The 18,333-nt window shown below is 41.9% G+C and carries 14 protein-coding genes and 1 pseudogene; 13 read left to right on the top strand and 2 right to left on the bottom strand.

The window, feature by feature from the left end:
* Window positions 1–6 precede the first annotated feature (6 nt).
* From dnaB to QE404_RS17770, 11 genes and pseudogenes are all read left to right on the top strand, one after another.
* Window positions 7–1,599 carry a replicative DNA helicase gene (dnaB, locus tag QE404_RS17820; protein WP_307452803.1) on the top strand — a complete coding sequence of 531 codons (1,593 nt, stop codon included), beginning with the start codon at window positions 7–9 and terminating at the stop codon, window positions 1,597–1,599.
* 154 nt (window positions 1,600–1,753) lie between these two features.
* Window positions 1,754–2,231 (top strand): annotated as a pseudogene (rnhA, locus tag QE404_RS17815) (ribonuclease HI).
* Between the two features lie 175 nt (window positions 2,232–2,406).
* Window positions 2,407–4,665, top strand: a complete 2,259-nt coding sequence (locus tag QE404_RS17810; protein ID WP_307452799.1) for a T9SS type B sorting domain-containing protein — start codon at window positions 2,407–2,409, stop codon at window positions 4,663–4,665.
* A 118-nt stretch (window positions 4,666–4,783) separates the two neighbouring features.
* On the top strand, window positions 4,784–7,036 hold the full coding sequence (locus tag QE404_RS17805; protein ID WP_307452797.1) for a T9SS type B sorting domain-containing protein: 2,253 nt from the start codon (window positions 4,784–4,786) through the stop codon (window positions 7,034–7,036).
* 119 nt (window positions 7,037–7,155) lie between these two features.
* Window positions 7,156–7,782, top strand: a complete 627-nt coding sequence (locus QE404_RS17800) for an NAD(P)H-dependent oxidoreductase (RefSeq protein WP_307452795.1) — start codon at window positions 7,156–7,158, stop codon at window positions 7,780–7,782.
* A 33-nt stretch (window positions 7,783–7,815) separates the two neighbouring features.
* A complete protein-coding gene (gene nadB / locus QE404_RS17795) occupies window positions 7,816–9,387 on the top strand; it encodes an L-aspartate oxidase (RefSeq protein ID WP_307452793.1) in 1,572 nt (523 codons plus the stop codon).
* Window positions 9,388–9,397: 10 nt separating this feature from the next.
* On the top strand, window positions 9,398–10,258 hold the full coding sequence (gene nadC, locus QE404_RS17790) for a carboxylating nicotinate-nucleotide diphosphorylase (protein WP_307452791.1): 861 nt from the start codon (window positions 9,398–9,400) through the stop codon (window positions 10,256–10,258).
* Window positions 10,259–10,467: 209 nt separating this feature from the next.
* Window positions 10,468–13,089 (top strand): TonB-dependent receptor, encoded by a 2,622-nt coding sequence (locus tag QE404_RS17785; protein ID WP_307452789.1) that lies wholly within the window; start codon window positions 10,468–10,470, stop codon window positions 13,087–13,089.
* Between the two features lie 81 nt (window positions 13,090–13,170).
* Entirely contained in the window at window positions 13,171–13,602 is a 432-nt protein-coding gene (locus tag QE404_RS17780; RefSeq protein WP_307452787.1) for a hypothetical protein, read from the top strand.
* A 64-nt stretch (window positions 13,603–13,666) separates the two neighbouring features.
* A complete protein-coding gene (locus QE404_RS17775; RefSeq protein ID WP_307452785.1) occupies window positions 13,667–14,659 on the top strand; it encodes an aspartate-semialdehyde dehydrogenase in 993 nt (330 codons plus the stop codon).
* 52 nt (window positions 14,660–14,711) lie between these two features.
* Window positions 14,712–15,713, top strand: coding sequence for a cation diffusion facilitator family transporter (locus QE404_RS17770; RefSeq protein ID WP_307452783.1), 1,002 nt, complete (start codon window positions 14,712–14,714; stop codon window positions 15,711–15,713).
* A 93-nt stretch (window positions 15,714–15,806) separates the two neighbouring features.
* On the opposite strand, the gene QE404_RS17765 is transcribed toward QE404_RS17770, so the two are convergent.
* On the bottom strand, window positions 15,807–16,244 hold the full coding sequence (locus tag QE404_RS17765; RefSeq protein WP_307452781.1) for an exosortase F system-associated membrane protein: 438 nt from the start codon (window positions 16,242–16,244) through the stop codon (window positions 15,807–15,809).
* Window positions 16,231–16,761, bottom strand: a complete 531-nt coding sequence (xrtF, locus tag QE404_RS17760) for an exosortase family protein XrtF (protein WP_307452779.1) — start codon at window positions 16,759–16,761, stop codon at window positions 16,231–16,233. Before xrtF ends, QE404_RS17765 begins: the two co-directional genes overlap by 14 nt.
* A 49-nt stretch (window positions 16,762–16,810) precedes the next feature.
* On the opposite strand from xrtF, the gene QE404_RS17755 reads away from it, so the two are divergent.
* Both QE404_RS17755 and QE404_RS17750 read left to right on the top strand, forming a co-directional pair.
* Complete coding sequence (locus tag QE404_RS17755; protein WP_307452777.1) at window positions 16,811–17,848, top strand: aminoglycoside phosphotransferase family protein; 1,038 nt, start codon at window positions 16,811–16,813, stop codon at window positions 17,846–17,848.
* Between the two features lie 24 nt (window positions 17,849–17,872).
* The gene (locus QE404_RS17750) at window positions 17,873–18,280 is read left to right on the top strand and encodes a RapZ C-terminal domain-containing protein (RefSeq protein ID WP_307452773.1); all 408 of its coding nucleotides are present in this window, start codon (window positions 17,873–17,875) and stop codon (window positions 18,278–18,280) included.
* Window positions 18,281–18,333: the final 53 nt, after the last annotated feature.

The raw sequence follows: 18,333 nt of genomic DNA, 5'->3' as shown, positions 1-18,333 counted from the left end.
TGCATCATGGCGCAGAAAGAAACATTATCATCTCTCACCCATGGCAATTTTGCCAGAGAGCTGTCAATTGCTGATGGGAAAATGCCTCCTAATGCAGTGGATTTTGAACGGCTGGTGATCGGAACTTTTTTAATTGATAAAAAAGGGCTGGATCATTCCATTGACCTGCTTACCCCGGAAGTTTTTTACGATCCGAGGCATCAGGTGATTTTTGCAACCATCCTGAAATTATATGAGGGGAACCATCCGGTGGATCTGATGACAATCATACAGGATCTGAAGAAAGAAGAAAAACTCTATGCTGCAGGAGGAGATCATTATATTATAGATCTTACCATGGGAGTAAGCTCCTCTGCCCATATCGAATACCACGTACGTGTTATTCTCGAAAAATACATCCTCAGAAGTCTGATCAACGTATCAGCCAATGTCATCGATTCTGCCTATAAAGAATCAACAGACGTTTTTGAGCTTCTTGACAAAGCGGAACAGTCTTTTTTTGAAATCACCAACGGAACGATTAAAAAAGGGTTTGACACTGCAAATTCCCTTGTAAAACAGGCTATTGAAACGATTAAATCGCTTAAAGACAAGCAAGGACTTTCCGGTGTGCCTTCCGGTTTCCGCGATGTGGATAAAGAAACGGGAGGATGGCAAAATTCCGACCTGATCATCATTGCGGCCCGTCCGGCAATGGGAAAAACAGCTTTCCTTCTTTCTATGGCAAGGAATATCGCGGTAGGGCATAAAATTCCAATGGCCCTGTTCTCTCTTGAGATGGCCTCCGTACAACTTATTACCCGGATGATTGCCTCCGAAACAAGGATTTCATCTGAAAAGCTAAGAAAGGGGACGCTGGATGATGATGAATGGCAGAGGTTATTCTCAAATGTTTCTGAACTGGAAAATGCTCCGCTGTACATTGATGAAACACCTTCCCTTTCCATATTCGACTTCCGGGCAAAATGCCGGAGACTGGTAATGCAGCACGGCGTTAGGCTAATCATGGTGGATTACCTTCAGCTGATGACTGCCGGTAGCGGCGGTAAAGGGGTAGGAAACCGTGAACAGGAGATTTCGATGATTTCCCGTTCCCTGAAAGCTATTGCCAAAGAACTTAACGTACCGGTTATTGCACTTTCACAGCTTTCCCGAAGCGTGGAAGCCCGTCCCGGAAAAAGGCCTCAGCTCTCGGACCTCAGGGAATCCGGAGCGATTGAACAGGATGCAGATATCGTATCCTTCATCTTCCGTCCCGAATATTATAAAATTACCGTGTGGGATAATGATGAAGAAGGACAGGAAACTTCAACGGAAAATCAGGCAGAGCTTATCATTGCAAAGCACAGGAATGGTGCAACTGCAGATGTGAGGCTGTCATTCCTTAAACATTTCGCTAAGTTTGGGGATATTGAGGCTGCTTTTGACGGCGGAGTCGGTGGCGGATATCCGTCCGGATTTGGTTCAGGTGATGCTAACGGCTTTGATAAGATAAGGACCACCATTCAGCCCGGTGCCGCATTTGATCTTCCCAACAGCTCACAGGTTTCAGGATCTTCTATGAACGATTTTGATGATGATGACGATTTCCCTTTCTAAATAAGCCAGCCTGGCAGGAAAGCTGATCAAACAGAACAACAGAGATAACTGAATTACCGATACGGAACTTAAGCTCAAAGACCTGTACTCCTTGTACTAAAATATTGAAAATAGATCTGTATCCAAGTATTTGTAATTAACAACAGACGCGTTTTTGAGAATTGAAATATACACAGACGGCGCATGCAGCGGAAATCCCGGAAAAGGAGGATATGGAATCCTCATGCGTGTCCCCGAAAAAAACTATCAGAAAACTTTTTCTAAAGGCTTCCGGAAAACTACCAACAACAGGATGGAGCTCCTGGCTGTGGTTACAGCACTGGAAAAGCTAAAATCTCCGGAAAACGATATCCATATTTACACCGACAGCAAATACGTGGCAGATGCGGTGAACCAAAACTGGATTTCAGGCTGGGTGCGCAGGGGCTGGAAAAATGTGAAAAACCCGGATCTCTGGAAAAAATTTGTAGAACTCTATCAAAAACACAAACCTCAACTGCATTGGATAAAAGGGCATGCCGGTCATTTTTGAAAATGAATTATGTGATAAACTTGCCGTGGCAGCGGCAGCTTCCGGCGATTTGGAAATTGATGCATACTTCGAAAATATGGAAAATAATTCGCTCTTTTAATTTATGGGGTTTATTTTATAACAACATCATTCCTTTATCCAAAATATTAAACATATCTGTTTTAATTTATCATTTATTAAAAAAAATACATCATTTTCAATAAAATCATTATACAATATATATTTTTTGATTAGGATTTAATATCTTTACACGTCTAATTAAAAGTATTATATTAATGAAAAGAAAACTACTGTCTTATTTTACTATAGTTTTACTTTGCTTTTCGGGAACATTTTTCTCCCAGACTTATCAGTTGACGGGAAACCCTGTGAATACTACAGGATGGGATGTAGTTCCTTCAGCAACGGTAAATACTGATTTCATACAACTTACGGCAGATCAGATTTCTCAGGTAGGAGGCATTAAACTTAATGCCCCGATCAACCTGAAATTCTGTAATAAATGGAGGGTGGAATTTGATTTCAGGATTGACGGCAACGGAACTACCAGCTATGGAAGAGGAGACGGTTTTGCATTCTGGTATCTTGCGAATCCTCCTTCATCCTACGTTACAGGTGGCGGACTGGGAATTCCAGCCAATGCCACCGGCCTGATGATAGGGTTTGATATATTCAACAACAGCACGGAAGCACAAATGAGCAAAGTCCACCTGCTGTACGGAACCAACAACACTTCAGGGAATAACATAGAATACAACAACACTCCCGGAAGTACTTTCCATTCCCCAGACCTTATCACTACCCAGCCTTTTGTAGGTGCCAACTTCAAGCACGTAGAAGTAACAGGAGAAGTAGATCCGGCGAACGTGACCAACTGGATCATTACCATTAAGATTGACAATAACACGATTGTTTCACAGTCGTTTGCTCCATCCGGAACAGCAGGAGGCATGACGCAGGGGTATTTTGGTTTTTCAGCTTCCACCGGAGCTGCCAGTGCAAGGCATTCCATTAAAAATGCAAAAATCTATACGGATAAAGTATCTATTTTGCAGGCCTCGACTACACAGTCTTTCTGCCCTAACCCTACTACAGGATTTGCGGCGGTTAACCTTACTTCTTTCAACAGCCAGTTTGTTTCCAGTCCTAGCAATTATACATTTACCTATTATGTAACAGGCAGCTCAACGCCTATTGCAACCCCTACCAATTATCAGTTCAACGCGAACACCTCAATTACCGTTGTGGTAAAAGACAATGCAGGGATCCTCTGTGATAACCCGGACGGAAAAATACTTCTGACATTATCTCCTTTCACCGCAAATGATGCCACCTTGGTGGCTTGTAACAACAATAATGCAGGAACGGCAACCTTCGACCTTACCGTCGCAAATGTAACGGGGCAGACAGGTGTAATTAAAAAATATTACAAAACCCTGAATGACCTCAACGCAGGAACCAATGAAATTACCAATCCGTCCAGTTACGTTTCGGCAGCAGGAACGGTGTACGTAAAGGTAACCACACCGCAGGGATGTACAGGCAATGCCAAGATTAACCTAACTTTCCACACGAATACGACCGTCAATGATGCTACGCTTCAGTCATGTTTTATAGATTCGGCACCAAGTACAGGAGCATTCAACCTGACTTCAGCGAATGTGACTACAGCCACAGGGGTTACTAAGAAATATTATACTACAGTTGCCAACGCGGTGGGCGGAACCAATGAGATTTTAAATCCGGCCGCCTATATTTCAGGTAATGCAGATGTATATGTGAAGGTTATTGATTCCAATGGGTGTTATATGATTGCTAAAATCACCCTTAAGGTATTGCAACCTGTACAGTCATCTGTTCTGAAGGATAAAACGATCTGTGTTGCAGACAGAACCACATTGGATGCCGGACCGGGATTCGATGGCTATGAATGGAGTACCGGTGCTACTACTCAGTCTATTCAGGGAGTTCCTGTAGGAATTTACTGGGTAAAACTAAAAACAGGCAACTGCTACACCCTTCAGATGGTTAGAGTTAATGCTGCTGTACAACCAGTAATCTCTTCCATCGATATCAGTAATAACACCATTACTATTAATGTGAACGGAGGCTTACCACCGTACAAATATTCACTGGATGGAATCAACTGGCAGGATTCTAATGTATTTACCGACCTTAAAAGAGGGGAAGTCAATGTATATGTAAAAGATGCCTATAATTGCGAACCGGTTCATATTCAGGTGACCGTTCCTAATCTCCTTAATGTGATTACGCCTAACGGAGACAACAAAAATGATTTCATCGATTATTCAGCACTGGCTTACAAAAAAAATCTGGTATTCACCATCTATGACAGATACGGCAATCAGATGTACAAGGCAGACAAAATAAGAAACTACAAATGGGACGGAACAGCTTCCGGGAAAAAAATCCCTACAGGAACGTACTGGTATACCATATCATGGAATGAAAATGATAAAAACAATACACAGACAAAATATTCCGGCTGGGTATTGGTAAAAAACAGAGAATAAATAATCTGAAGATCACTTCTGCCTGGAAGTGATCTTCTATTTTTTTAACCATGACAAACTAAGGTATAGAATACCGTGTCATATCGAATTCTATTAACAAACAATCAATTATGATCAGATGAAAAAAGTTCTACTCACCTATTTTTTACTGCTCTTGTTCTGCGGGATTCCGCAATTTTCGTTTTCCCAGACTTACCAGCTCACCGGAAATCCTGTGAATACCACTGGCTGGACACTTATACCATCCGGAACCGTCATAACAGATTTCATACGGCTTACGGATGATGCCATAAGCCAGTCAGGCGCCATTAAACTGAATGATCCTATCAACCTGAAATATTGCGATAAATGGAAGGTTGAATTTGATTTCAGAATTGACGGCAACGGAACGGCTGCTTACGGTAGAGGTGACGGATTCACGTTCTGGTATCTGAATAATCCTCCTTCAGGATTCATCAGCGGAGGCGGACTCGGAATTCCGGCCAATGCCACCGGGCTCATGGTTGGATTTGACATCTTTAACAATACCACCGAAGCCCAGATGAGCAAAGTCCATTTGCTCTACGGAACGAATAATTCAACCAATAACAATATAGAATACAACAATACGCCGGGAAGTACATTCCATTCCGCTGACCTGAACGGCTCACAGCCTTTTGTTGGAGCCAATTTTAAACATGTTGAAGTAAACGGGCAGACCGATCTTACCAATCCGGCAAACTGGATTATCAGCATTAAAATTGACGGGGTACAAATCGTCAATCAGTCCTTTGCCCCTTCAGGAGGAGCGATAGGCATGACTCAGGGATATTTTGGGTTTTCTGCCTCAACCGGTGCAGCCAGTGCAAGGCATTCAATCAAGAATGCTAAAATCTACATTGATAAAGTCCCGATATTAACCAACACGGTAACTCCTTTTGTATGCGTTAACCCGGCAAGTGGTACCGGAACGGTAAACCTTACCTCTTACGCATCACAATTTGTAGCGAATCCTTCAAACTATACCATTACGTATTATGTTTTAGGAAGCTCTACACCCATTGCGAATCCTTCCAATTTCCAGTATAGTGGAAACACCACTATTACGGTAGTCATCAAAGACCCAACCTCAACACTGTGCGACAACGGAGACGGTGTCATTCAACTTAATCCTACTCCATTTGCAGCACAGGATGCAAGCCTTACTGCCTGCAACAACAATAATGCGGGAGGCGGGCTCTTTGACCTCACCACTGCTGCGGTAACTACGGTTCAGGGAGTTACCAAAAAGTTTTACAATACCTTGTATGACCTCAACAATGGCGGCCCTGAAATCACCAATCCTGCTGCATTCTTCTCTCCTGCCGCTACCGTGTATGTTAAAGTTACCACGCCTCAGGGATGTGTTTCCAATGCCAAAATCACGCTGAACATTGCTCCGGTCGTTACAGTGACTGATGCCACTTTGAGATCCTGCCCTATAGAAACCAACCCTTCTACTGCTTCATTCAATCTTACAGCAGCCACAGTTGGAACAGGCACCAAAAAATATTATCCGTCTCTGACAGATGCGGTGAACGGGACGAACGAGATTTCTACGCCCACTGCCTACATTGCTCCTAACGGAGTGATCTACGTAAAGGTAAGCAACAGCAGCGGATGCTATGGTATTGCAAAAGTGACCCTGGTGGTAATTCCTTCTGTGTACTCTTCTGTTCTGACAGATCAGACGATTTGCCCTGAAGCAACAACCACTTTGGATGCAGGACCCGGATTTGCAAGCTATCAGTGGAGCACCGGCGCCACTACCCGTTCTATAACCAATGTGGGCATAGGCACATACTGGGTAAAACTGAAGACCGGAGACTGCGTAGTCACTCAAAACGTAAAAGTATATCCTTCGGAACAACCGGTGATTACTTCAGTTGATATTTCCGGCACAACGGTAACGGTATATGTTAAAGGCGGGACCTCTCCATATCAGTATTCCATGGATAATATACACTGGCAGGATTCCAATATCTTTAAAAACGTATCGAGAGGAGTAAGCAAAATCTATGTTAGAGACAGCTATAATTGTACTCCGATGGAAATAGACATTACAGTACCGAATATCATCAATGTAATCACACCTAACGGAGATGGCGTGAATGATGCCATTGATTATTCCGCACTCGCCGGGAAAAAGAATCTGGTATTCAGTATCTTTGATCGTTACGGCGCTAAAATCCACCAGGGAGACAAGTCCAACCGCTACAGATGGGACGGAACCATAGGCGGAAGGAAAGTTCCTACCGGAAGTTACTGGTATTCGGTGACCTGGAATGAAAATGACAAGAAAAACACCTCTGTTAAATATTCAGGATGGATCCTGGTAAAAAACAGGGAGTAAATAACAACTATTCATCAGAAGGAGCCACTTGAATAAAGTGGCTCTTTTTTTGTGCCTTTTGATATATGATATATCACTTTTTAACAGGTTTATTAATATCCAATGCTTAAATTTGTTGTATGAACTATTTGGAAGCTTTAAGCAAAAGATATTCTGTAAAGATATTTAACAAGGAAATCATTCCCCAGGAGACCCTGCATTCCATACTGGAATCCGGAAAACTGGCTGCCAGTTCCCTTGGGCTTCAGCCTTACAAAATTATTGTAGTACAGAGTGAGGAGATGAAGCAGAAATTGATCCCTTCGTTCTACAACCCGTCCCAGATTTCCACCTGTTCACACCTCATTGTCATTATTTCAAAGAAAAGCATCGATGAAAAGTATATCAGGGGGTATTTCAATCATATTTCTGAAGTACGGGATATTCCGGAGGAAACGCTGGATCCTTTCAGAAAGAGCATTCACCAGCATATAGACCGGCAGACAGATGATCAGATCTTCAACTGGGCAGAGAAACAGGCCTACATTGTACTGGCTAACCTGATGTATGCTGCCGCTCTTGAAAATGTGGACTCCTGCCCCATGGAAGGTTTTCGCCAGGATGTCCTGGAGGAAATCCTGAATATTGATTCCGCAACGGAAAAGGCCACCGTTACCCTGGCCCTGGGCTACCGCTCGGAAGAAGATCATTTCCAGCATATGAAAAAAGTAAGAAAACCAAACGAAAAATTGTTTACATTTATTTAGTTATTTGTGACGATTGTACCTAAAGCAAGCATAATGATAAAAGCGGATGTATTAGTGATCGGCTCCGGCATTTCGGGTCTCTCCTATGCCATTAAAGTTTCTGAACAGTTTCCTGATGCCAAGATCATCATGGTTACCAAGTCTGACAAAGACGAAAGCAATACCAAATACGCACAGGGCGGCCTGGCGGTGGTGACCGATTTCAAGAAAGACAATTTCGATAAACATATAGAAGATACCATGCGGGCGGGCGACGGAGGAAGCAAGCGCGATATCGTGGAAATGGTAGTAAAAGAAGCGCCGGCAAGGTTCAATGAAATTGTGGAATGGGGCGCCAACTTCGATATGAAAAACGGTAAATTCGCTTTGGGAAGAGAAGGAGGCCATACAGAAAACAGAATTGTCCATCATAAAGATATTACCGGGTTTGAAATTGAAAGAGCCCTTTTACAGACAGCCAACAACAGCCCGAATATTGAAATCCTGGACCATCATTACGTCATCGATATCATTACGCAGCACCATGTTCCCGGAAAAGAGCTGGTAGAAGGAGATATCCATTGCTACGGTGCCTATATCCTGGATGAGAAACAGAAAATCATCAAGAAGATCACCTCAAAAATTACCCTGGTAGCTACCGGGGGAGCCGGGCATGTATATAAAAATACTACCAACCCTACCATTGCTACCGGCGACGGCATTGCTTTTGTGGCACGTGCACAAGGGAAGGTATCCAATATGCAGTATTACCAGTTCCATCCTACAGCCCTTTACAGTAAGATTGACGGAATGCTGTTCCTGATCTCAGAAGCCGTGCGTGGAGACGGAGCCAAACTGAGGACCAAGAAAGGTGAAAAATTCATGCATAAATATGATGAGCGTGAAGAATTGGCTTCCCGGGATATCGTTGCCCGTGCCATTGATGCGGAAATGAAAATAACCGGTGACGAGTATGTAGGCCTGGACTGCCGTGAGATGAATCAGGAAAAGTTTCTGGAGCACTTCCCCAACATCTATAAAAAATGCAAAGATGAAGGTATAGATCCTTTTTCACAGCTGATCCCTGTGGTTCCGGCATGCCATTACCTTATGGGCGGAATTGAAGTAGACAGAGACGGACAGTCTTCCATCCACAATCTTTTTGCTGTAGGTGAATGCACCAATTCCGGACTTCACGGTGCCAACAGGCTTGCCTCTAACTCACTGCTTGAAGGCCTGGTCTTCGGTCATAATGCCGCCATAAAAACCGTAGAGCTCCTGCATCAGAATGATTTTAACTTCGATGACCTGAAAGCCGTTCCGGAATGGAATGAAGAAGGCATGAAAATTATGGACGAAATGGTCATTGTATCCTACCTAAGGAAACAGTTACAGGAAATGATGAGCGACCTGGTAGGTATCGTGAGAAGCAACCGCCGCCTGAATATGGCCCTGCAAAAGCATCAGGAGATTGCTGCAGCCGTAGATGAGATCTATCATTACTCCATCCTTTCCCCACAACTATCCGAACTCAGAAATTTAACTACCGTTGCCCGGCTTATCATTACCCAGTCTATGGAAATGAAAGAAAATAAAGGGGCATTTTATAATAAAGACCTAGCATAATCCCATTACTATGAAAAAACCGGCATATGTTACAGATAAAGCATTAAAACAGTTTATCAAGAACGCTTTGGAAGAAGATATTCAGGATGGCGACCACTCTACTCTTTCCACCATACCGAAAGGCCTTGAGCAAAGCGCAAAGCTACTGGTAAAACAGGACTGTATTCTTGCAGGCGTGGAGCTGGCTGAAATCATATTTAAAACTTTTGACAAAAACTTAACGGTAGAAGTTTTCATCAGGGACGGCGAAGCAGCCAAAGCAGGTGACCTTGCATTCATAGTGTCCGGAAGCGCACAGTCCATTCTTTCTACAGAGAGGCTTGTCCTCAACTGCATGCAGCGCATGAGCGGTATCGCTACCCTTACACATGAATGGGATTCCCGCCTGGTAGGAACCAAAACCAAACTTCTTGATACCCGGAAAACCACTCCTAATTTCAGGATATGTGAGAAATGGGCTGTAGCCATAGGTGGAGGAACCAATCACCGTTACGGATTGTATGATATGATAATGCTCAAGGACAATCATATCGATTACAACGGCAGCATTACGAATGCTGTAAAAATGGCAAAGGAATACAACAAAAAGAATAAAAAGAAACTTAAAATAGAAGTTGAGACCAGAAACCTTGAGGAAGTACAGGAAGCCATTAAGGCAAAGGTAGACAGAATTATGCTGGACAATATGGATGTGAAAACCATGAAAGAAGCGGTAAAGCTGATTAACGGAGTTTGTGAAAGCGAAGCTTCAGGAGGAATTACCCGGGATATGTTAAAAGAAATTGCCTCTACAGGTGTGACCTATATCTCTGCCGGCGCCCTTACCCATTCCGCAGAAAATATCGATTTAAGCCTTAAAGCCGTGAAATAACGTTGAACTTTTAATAAAAATGGTATTGATTTGTTAAAAATTCAATAATATGATTTTTTTCATGTAAAATATCAATAACTATGCAATGCATTGAAAATCAATTTTATAAAAGCTAATAAGAATGAGTAAAAATTAACATAAAGTTAATATTAGTTAAAATTTATTTCCTCAATTTTGCAGAAAATTAAATCTAACTATTACTAACGATTATGAAATTAATCAACAAATCGATTCTAACTGCGATAATTACGCTATCTACAGCTAGTGTCTATTATGCTCAGCAAGTTCAGGACACAGTTTCTAAGTCCAAAGACATTGAAGAGGTAATCCTAAGAGGTGTGACAGATATCGCTAAAGATAGAAAGACACCTGTAGCAGTATCTACTATTAAGGCTGCACAGATTCTTGAAAGACAAGGAAACCAGGAGCTTGTTGAATTACTCAATACAACACCTTCGGTATATGCTACAAAAGGTGGTGGTGGTTTCGGAGACTCTCAGATTGTAATGCGTGGGTTTGAATCCAGAAACATTGCAGTAATGGTAAACGGTATGCCTGTTAATGATATGGAGGGGGGTACTGTTTATTTTTCAAACTGGACTGGTCTTTCTGACGTAACTAGCTTCATACAGGTACAGAGAGGACTTGGTTCTTCCAAACTGGCCATTGCATCTGTAGGAGGTACGATGAACTTCATTACAAAATCAGCCGACATGAAAAAAGGCGGTATTGTAAGATTAGGAGTTGGTAACAATGATTATTTAAAAACTTCATTTGCTTATAATACCGGAAAATCTGATAAGGGATGGTCTTCTTCATTCTTAATGGGTAGACAATCAGGAGCCACTTATATTCAAAATACAGATTATGAGGCGTATACTTACTTCTTTGCTTTAGGATGGGAAGTGAACAAAAAGCATAACTTACAGTTTACTATTACCGGAGCTCCGCAGTGGCACGATCAAAGGTCTTTTGCACCTACGATCTCTGATTATATTAAATATAATCCGGATAATGATGGGACACCGGACAGGACCTATAATAGTGACTGGGGGTATTATACTAATGCTGAAGGCAAAAGGGTTGCATTATCCAACAGATCCAACTATTATAACAAACCTGTTATGATGCTGAACTGGGATTGGACATTTAATGAAAAATCAAAGTTAAGTACTGTAGCATACATGTCTAACGGTAGAGGTGGTGGAACAGGTGATCTTGGTAGGGTAAACGGAAGAAACCTTACCGCAACAGTAAACGGGGCACCATACTTCAGAGATGCACAGGGGTTATACAATTACGATAAATTATTCGCTGAAAATGCTGCTGTGAATGTAAATACTGCTAATGCAGGAAGTACACTTATCCGCAGAGCCAGCATCAATTCTCACAACTGGTATGGTATTTTAGCTAATTTCCAGCATAAAATAAATGATAACTGGAACTTCTCGGTAGGTACAGATGACAGATATTATTATGGGTACCATTATCAGGTTATCTCAGATCTATACGGAGCAGCTGGATATAAAGACAGCAATAATAAAAACATAGCACCTAATGTAGTTACGGCTACTTCTGACTACAAGAAATTGAACTGGAATCCTTTTGGTGGAAGCCAGGTTCCATTAAATGAGAGAATAGGATTTAGTAATGATGGTGAAGTACTTTGGTACAGTGGATTCGGACAGGTTGAATATTCTAAAGACAACTTATCTGCTTTCATCCAGGGTTCAGTTTCAAACCAGGGATATCAGAGGATTGATGAGTTTGTTCAGGATGGTGTTACTGTACAGAGAAACCAAACAGTAAACAGAAAAACCGGATTTAAAAATATCTTCGGATACAACATCAAAGGGGGTGCAAACTATAACATCAATGAAAACAATAATGTTTTCGCCAACATTGGTTACTACAGCAAGCAGCCGTTTATGAATACGGTATATCCTAGCAATCAACAAGTGGTTAACCCACAGCTGACCAATGAGAAAATTTTCTCTGCTGAGGTAGGATATGGATTCAGATCTGCGAAATTCAATGCAAATGTGAACCTTTACAGAACGCAATGGAAAGACAGAGCATTAAGAAGAACGATTACAGTACCAAATGTAACTGACGCTTATGCAGAAATGAACGGGATTACTGAAATCCACCAGGGAGTTGAGGTTGATGCAGTATACAGACTTAACAACTATTTAGAATTTAACGGAATGTTCTCTTGGGGTGATTACCACTATGAAGGAAATGCCACAGGAACAACATTTGACGGAAATAATAATCCTTTAACCGTTGCTGGTGATTCCAATACAACAACCCTTTATCTTGATAAAGTAAAAGTGGGAGGAACAAACAATAACAGTATCCCGCAAATGACGGCTGCTTTGGGAGCAACTGTTAAACCGGTAAAAGATTTAAGCATTTATGCAGGATGGCGTTATGTTGGAAAACTGTATTCATCTATTGATATTGCTACCTTCTCAAATCCTGCCAACCAGGAAAGAGGCGTATTAAAATTACCTGATTATAACTTAACGGATATCGGTATATCCTATAAGATAAGATTAAAGGATAACTCCAAGTTCTTTACTATCGGAGCAAACGTATACAACTTGTTTGATAAAACATATATCCAGGACGGAGCAACCAATAACTTTGTTAAAACGGTGGGCGACTTTACAACCACTACCACAGGAGGGGTAACAACAACAGCGCAACAAAAGTATGACGCTTACATCAACAACCCTGCTAACTTTTACAATGGTATTGATACTTCAAACCGTGTATATTTCGGATTCGGAAGAACATGGGCTGCTACATTATCATTCAACTTCTAAGAAAAACATTAGATTTTATACTGATCAAATCCCGGCAACAAGCCGGGATTTTTGTTATATTTGTGTACAAAAAAATTGACTATGGATTTTTACAACATTTTATTGAATGCGCACAAAGGTTTTGGATACCTGGAACTGCTTCTGGTAGCGTTATTTGTTATTGCACTTTTAACTACCATGTTCGGTTTCAGCGGTAAAGTGAACGGTTTCCTGAAAAAAACCACCCTGTTTACCATGATCTTTTTCCACATTCAGTTCCTGATAGGGCTTACCATGCTGATCATTAATTTCAGCAAGGGAATGGACATGGGATCTGTGATGAAAGATTCCTACCTCAGGTTCCAGTATGTAGAGCATCCTTTCTCTATGCTGATTGGCGCCGTGCTGATGACCATCATCAATAAGAAAGTAAAATCCAATGATACCATTTCTCTTGCCATTGTGATCATGGGGCTTATTGCAGTAGGATTGTTTACCTTTGCATTCCCTTGGGCCAGAGTCTTTGGGGCATAGATATAAATTATGAGTTATAAGGTATAGCTCTTTACAGTTTAATATTCAAATATTTATTACATCAATGAAAGTAGCAGTAGTAGGCTCAACAGGAATGGTTGGCCAGGTTATGCTTAAAGTTTTGGAGGAGAGAAACTTCCCTGTCACAGAATTAATTCCGGTAGCATCGGAAAAATCTGTAGGTAAGAAGGTGAAGTATAAACAGGAAGAATTCACGATTGTAAGCATAAAGGACGCTATTGCCGCAAAACCAGATCTTGCCATTTTTTCGGCAGGCGGATCCACTTCGTTGGAATTTGCCCCGCAGTTTGCGGAAGCAGGCATTACCGTGATCGATAATTCTTCTGCATGGAGAATGGATCCGGATAAAAAACTGGTGGTGCCGGAAATCAACGCTGATGTTTTAACCAAAGAAGATAAAATTATTGCCAACCCGAACTGTTCTACCATCCAGCTTGTGATGGTTTTGGGGCCGCTTAATAAAAAGTATGACCTGAAAAGGGTAATCGTATCCACTTATCAGTCGGTAACCGGTACCGGAAAAGCGGCAGTAGACCAGCTGAACTCAGAAATCAGCGGAGATGACTCAGTTGCCAAAGTTTACCCGTATCAGATCTTCAAAAATGCATTGCCTCACTGTGATGTTTTCGGTGATGATGATTATACGAAAGAAGAAATAAAGCTGATGAAGGAGCCTAAGAAAATCCTGGGTGATGACACCTTTAACCTTACTGCCACTGCCGTGAGGGTGCCTGTACAGGGAGGACATTCTGAAAGCGTTAATATCGAATTTGAAAATGAGTTTGACCTGGATGAAGTAAGAAAGATCCTTTCCGAAACACCGGGCGTCATCGTTATGGATGATGTGAAAAACAACCACTATCCGATGCCGCTATACTCGGAAGGCAAAGACGAAGTATTCGTAGGAAGAATCAGGCGGGACCTTTCGCAGCCCAAGACCCTGAATCTCTGGATCGTAGCAGACAACCTCAGGAAAGGAGCCGCTACCAACGCAGTGCAGATTGCAGAATATCTTATCGAACATAACTTAGTATAAACTAACAAATAAAAAAGAATCTCAAAACGGGATTCTTTTTTTATCCGAACTTATGAACCGGAATCAGGAAAACAGCACAGAAAAAATAGGGTTCCAGAGGCTTATTGCAGTCTTTGGCGTTATACTCTTCATCGGAAAGCTCTTTGCATGGAAGCTGACCAACTCAGACGCCGTCTTCTCCGATGCTATGGAAAGCATCGTTAATGTAATCAGTGCATTTATGGGGCTCTACTCCCTGCACCTTGCCGCCAAACCAAAAGACGAGGATCATCCGTACGGCCACGGAAAAGTGGAATTTGTGACTTCAGGAATCGAAGGTGCCCTGATAGCCATTGCAGGTATTATGATCATCTATGAAGGCATCAACAGCCTTTTAACAGGCAAAACACTGAATAAACTGGACTGGGGTATTTTAATTATTGCAGCAACGGCAATAGTCAATTATATTTTAGGGTACATTTCCATTAAAAAAGGACAGAAAGCAAACTCACTTGTTCTTATATCTTCCGGAAAACACCTCCAGTCCGACACCATAACAACGCTCGGCGTAGTCATCAGCCTCGTGGTGGTCTACTTTACCAAAATCTACTGGCTGGATTCGGTGGTGGCTTTAATTTTCGGGCTGTACATTATCTTTGTGGGGTATAAGATTGTACGTCGGTCTTTAAGCGGCATCATGGATGAGCAGGATCCCGATCTCCTCAACCAGATTGTCAGCATCCTTGAAGAGAACCGGAGAACGGAATGGATCGATATTCACAATATGAAAATCCAGCAGTTCGGATCTTCCCTCCATATTGATGCACACATTACCCTTCCCTGGTATTACAGCCTCCGGGATGCACACAAAGAAATGGAAAACGTCATTATGCTGCTCGCAAAAAATACCCGGCGGAGCGTAGAATTCAACTTTCATATGGACGACTGCAAAAGCATCTCCTGTCCGGTATGCCAGATTATGGACTGCCCGGTAAGAGAACGGAATTTCGTCAAAAGGGTACAGTGGACACCGGAAAATGTGACGCGCGTGGAGAAACATACTTCGGACTCATAAAAAATAAATCTGTAAACTGGCAGGTATTTCCGATATTGATCAACATATATGTCTCTACTGACAAATGTTTTTGCACGCAGTTAAGGATTTCTTTCAGAGATCTTTTTCCGCTAAACTTTTCCGGTAATAAAACATCGGAATAAGCAGCAGAAGAATTAGAGGCTGGATCACAAACCTGCGCATGTAAAAAGAGAAAAGATAACCGGTTTCAAAGCGGTCATCAATGCAATATAGGTAAATTGGGAAAGTAATGCCAAAAACAATGGTCATGAGAATACCGCCCTGCAATGTCCACTGTTTATTCCTGAACCAGAAATAGATGATCATGCAGGAAAAAAAGAGATTGAGGATAAATCTGAACAGATGGCTGATGATGAGTTTCCCCCAGTCAAAAGCAGGGAAAGCAACTTCTTTGCTGGCCTCATGAAAATACGTAAGGAAAGGATCGTAAAATATACGGTCTTCCATGATCCTCACGCCGATTAGCCCGAGGATTCCCAGTCCTACCAGTAACCCATTAAGAATTTTCATTTTTCAGCGCAAAAAATTTAATCCAGACCAGCCAGAGGGTTACTACGGTTCCGTAAATAACAGCAGGAAAGATAAAGTCGTGGGTTGCCTTGCTGTATTCCTTATAGTCGATAACAACGATGTTGAGCCCGACAATCCTAAGCAGGTTCATGATATATAATATGATAAGTCCTGCAACCACAAAAACAAATGTTTTCGCTCCTTTGAAAAAAGCAAATACAAAAGCAACAAAAAGGATCATGACCGAAACGGCATTGCATCCTTCCACCATCCGGGAAGTATATTGTTTCTGTACATAAAACCAAACCTGCTCCCTTTTCACGTCATCATACAGCTGGGTTGGGTAATGCAGGGCATTCTGAATATGCATGACCTGGCCGGCTACCCTTCTTGAAAGGGGATCAAGGCCGGATCCTGCAAAAGAGTTCAGATACATCTGGTAGGCAAAGAGCAGCACCACATACATGATAATGAAACGCAATAAGATACCTAAAACAGGCCTGAAATCCTTTAACATATTGCAAAGATAGAAATTCGTCTGCAAATTAGTATATTTGCTCCGTATTATGACTTCCGAAAACGCAAAACGATTTTTTGAAAATTATCTTGGTAAAAAATCTTCTGAGTTCGTCACCCTGGCTCAAAGCGGTTCGGCGAGGATTAATTTCCTGGCAAAAGCTGATGGAACGTCCTACATCATTACCTCTAATACAAACCTTCAGGAGAATGAAAGTTTCCTGTATTATTCAGAGGTTTTTTCATCCCTGGGTCTCAATACCCCTAAAATCATTGCCGTTTCTGAAGACCGAACGACGTACATACAGGAATTCCTTGGCAGTAGAACTCTTTCTGAGGTCATTGCAGCACAGGGATTATCTTCTGAAGTAAAAGCACTGGTAAAACAGTCACTCAAAAAGCTGTTCAGGCTGCAGAACCTTACCCTGGAAAAGATTGATTTCACCAGGACTTTCGAGTATGAAAGCTATGATGAGCTTCCTGTTATCCATGATCTGTATTACTTTAAGAATTTCATTGCTGATGTCCTAGAACTGGAATACCACAAATCTACCTTGCTCAAAGAATTTAAAGCCATAGCAGTGCTTATCGAAGCCCTGCAGCCGCAGGGGCTGATGATCCGTGATTTTCAGTCGAGGAACATTATGGTCAACGACCGCAATGAAGTTTCGTTCATCGATTACCAGTCTGCCATGAAAGGTCCCCTGATGTATGATGTGATCTCTTTTCTCTTTCAGGCCAAAGCCAACTTCCCGGAAGTATTCAAAGCTGAAATGCTGGATTTCTACATTGAACAATCTGACAATGAGGATATACGAATTCAACTAAAAAACTCGGTAGAACCTCTTAAAATGATGCGATTCCTTCAGGTTTTGGGAGCTTACGGATTCAGGGGACTGATCCAGAGAAAGCCACATTTTATTTCAAGCCTGGAAAAAGGGGTTAGCAATATCTCGGACTTGGCAAGCACCTGGACAGGCATGAAAGACTTTCCGGAACTCAGCCGTGTTATACAACAGCTTACAACAGACGAAACACGGTCAAAAATCAACACAATCCTAAATACCTTGCCTAGGAATAAGGAATAATCCACTCATTTAAAAATCATATTTATGCTACATATAGACATCCACAGTTTTTCCTATAAAAAAGGCGGCATCCCAAAAGATGATACCGGAAACGGAGGCGGTTTCACCTTTGATTGCCGCGGGATCCTAAATCCGGGAAGAATTGAAGAATATAAAAGCCTTACCGGAAACGATCCCGGCGTACAGGAATTCCTGGAGACCCGGACCGATATGCCGAAATTCCTTGAACTGATCAAAAGTATTATCTCCATCAACATCGATAATTATCTGGAAAGGGGATTTGAAAACCTGCAGATCAATTTCGGATGTACAGGAGGGCAGCACAGGTCAGTTTACTGCGCTCTGAAAATCGCTGAGTTTGTAAGGGAAAAATATCCTGAAGGAACGGAAATAAGCCTGCATCATGATGAGCAGCACCAGCTTAATTCATAAATGATAATTGATAATTTATAAATGATCATTTAACGTCTTATACTATCAATCCT

The organism is Chryseobacterium camelliae (assembly GCF_030818575.1).
In the GTDB taxonomy this organism is placed as follows: Bacteria; Bacteroidota; Bacteroidia; order Flavobacteriales; family Weeksellaceae; genus Chryseobacterium; species Chryseobacterium camelliae_A.
This window is presented reverse-complemented; position numbering and strand designations above follow the sequence as displayed.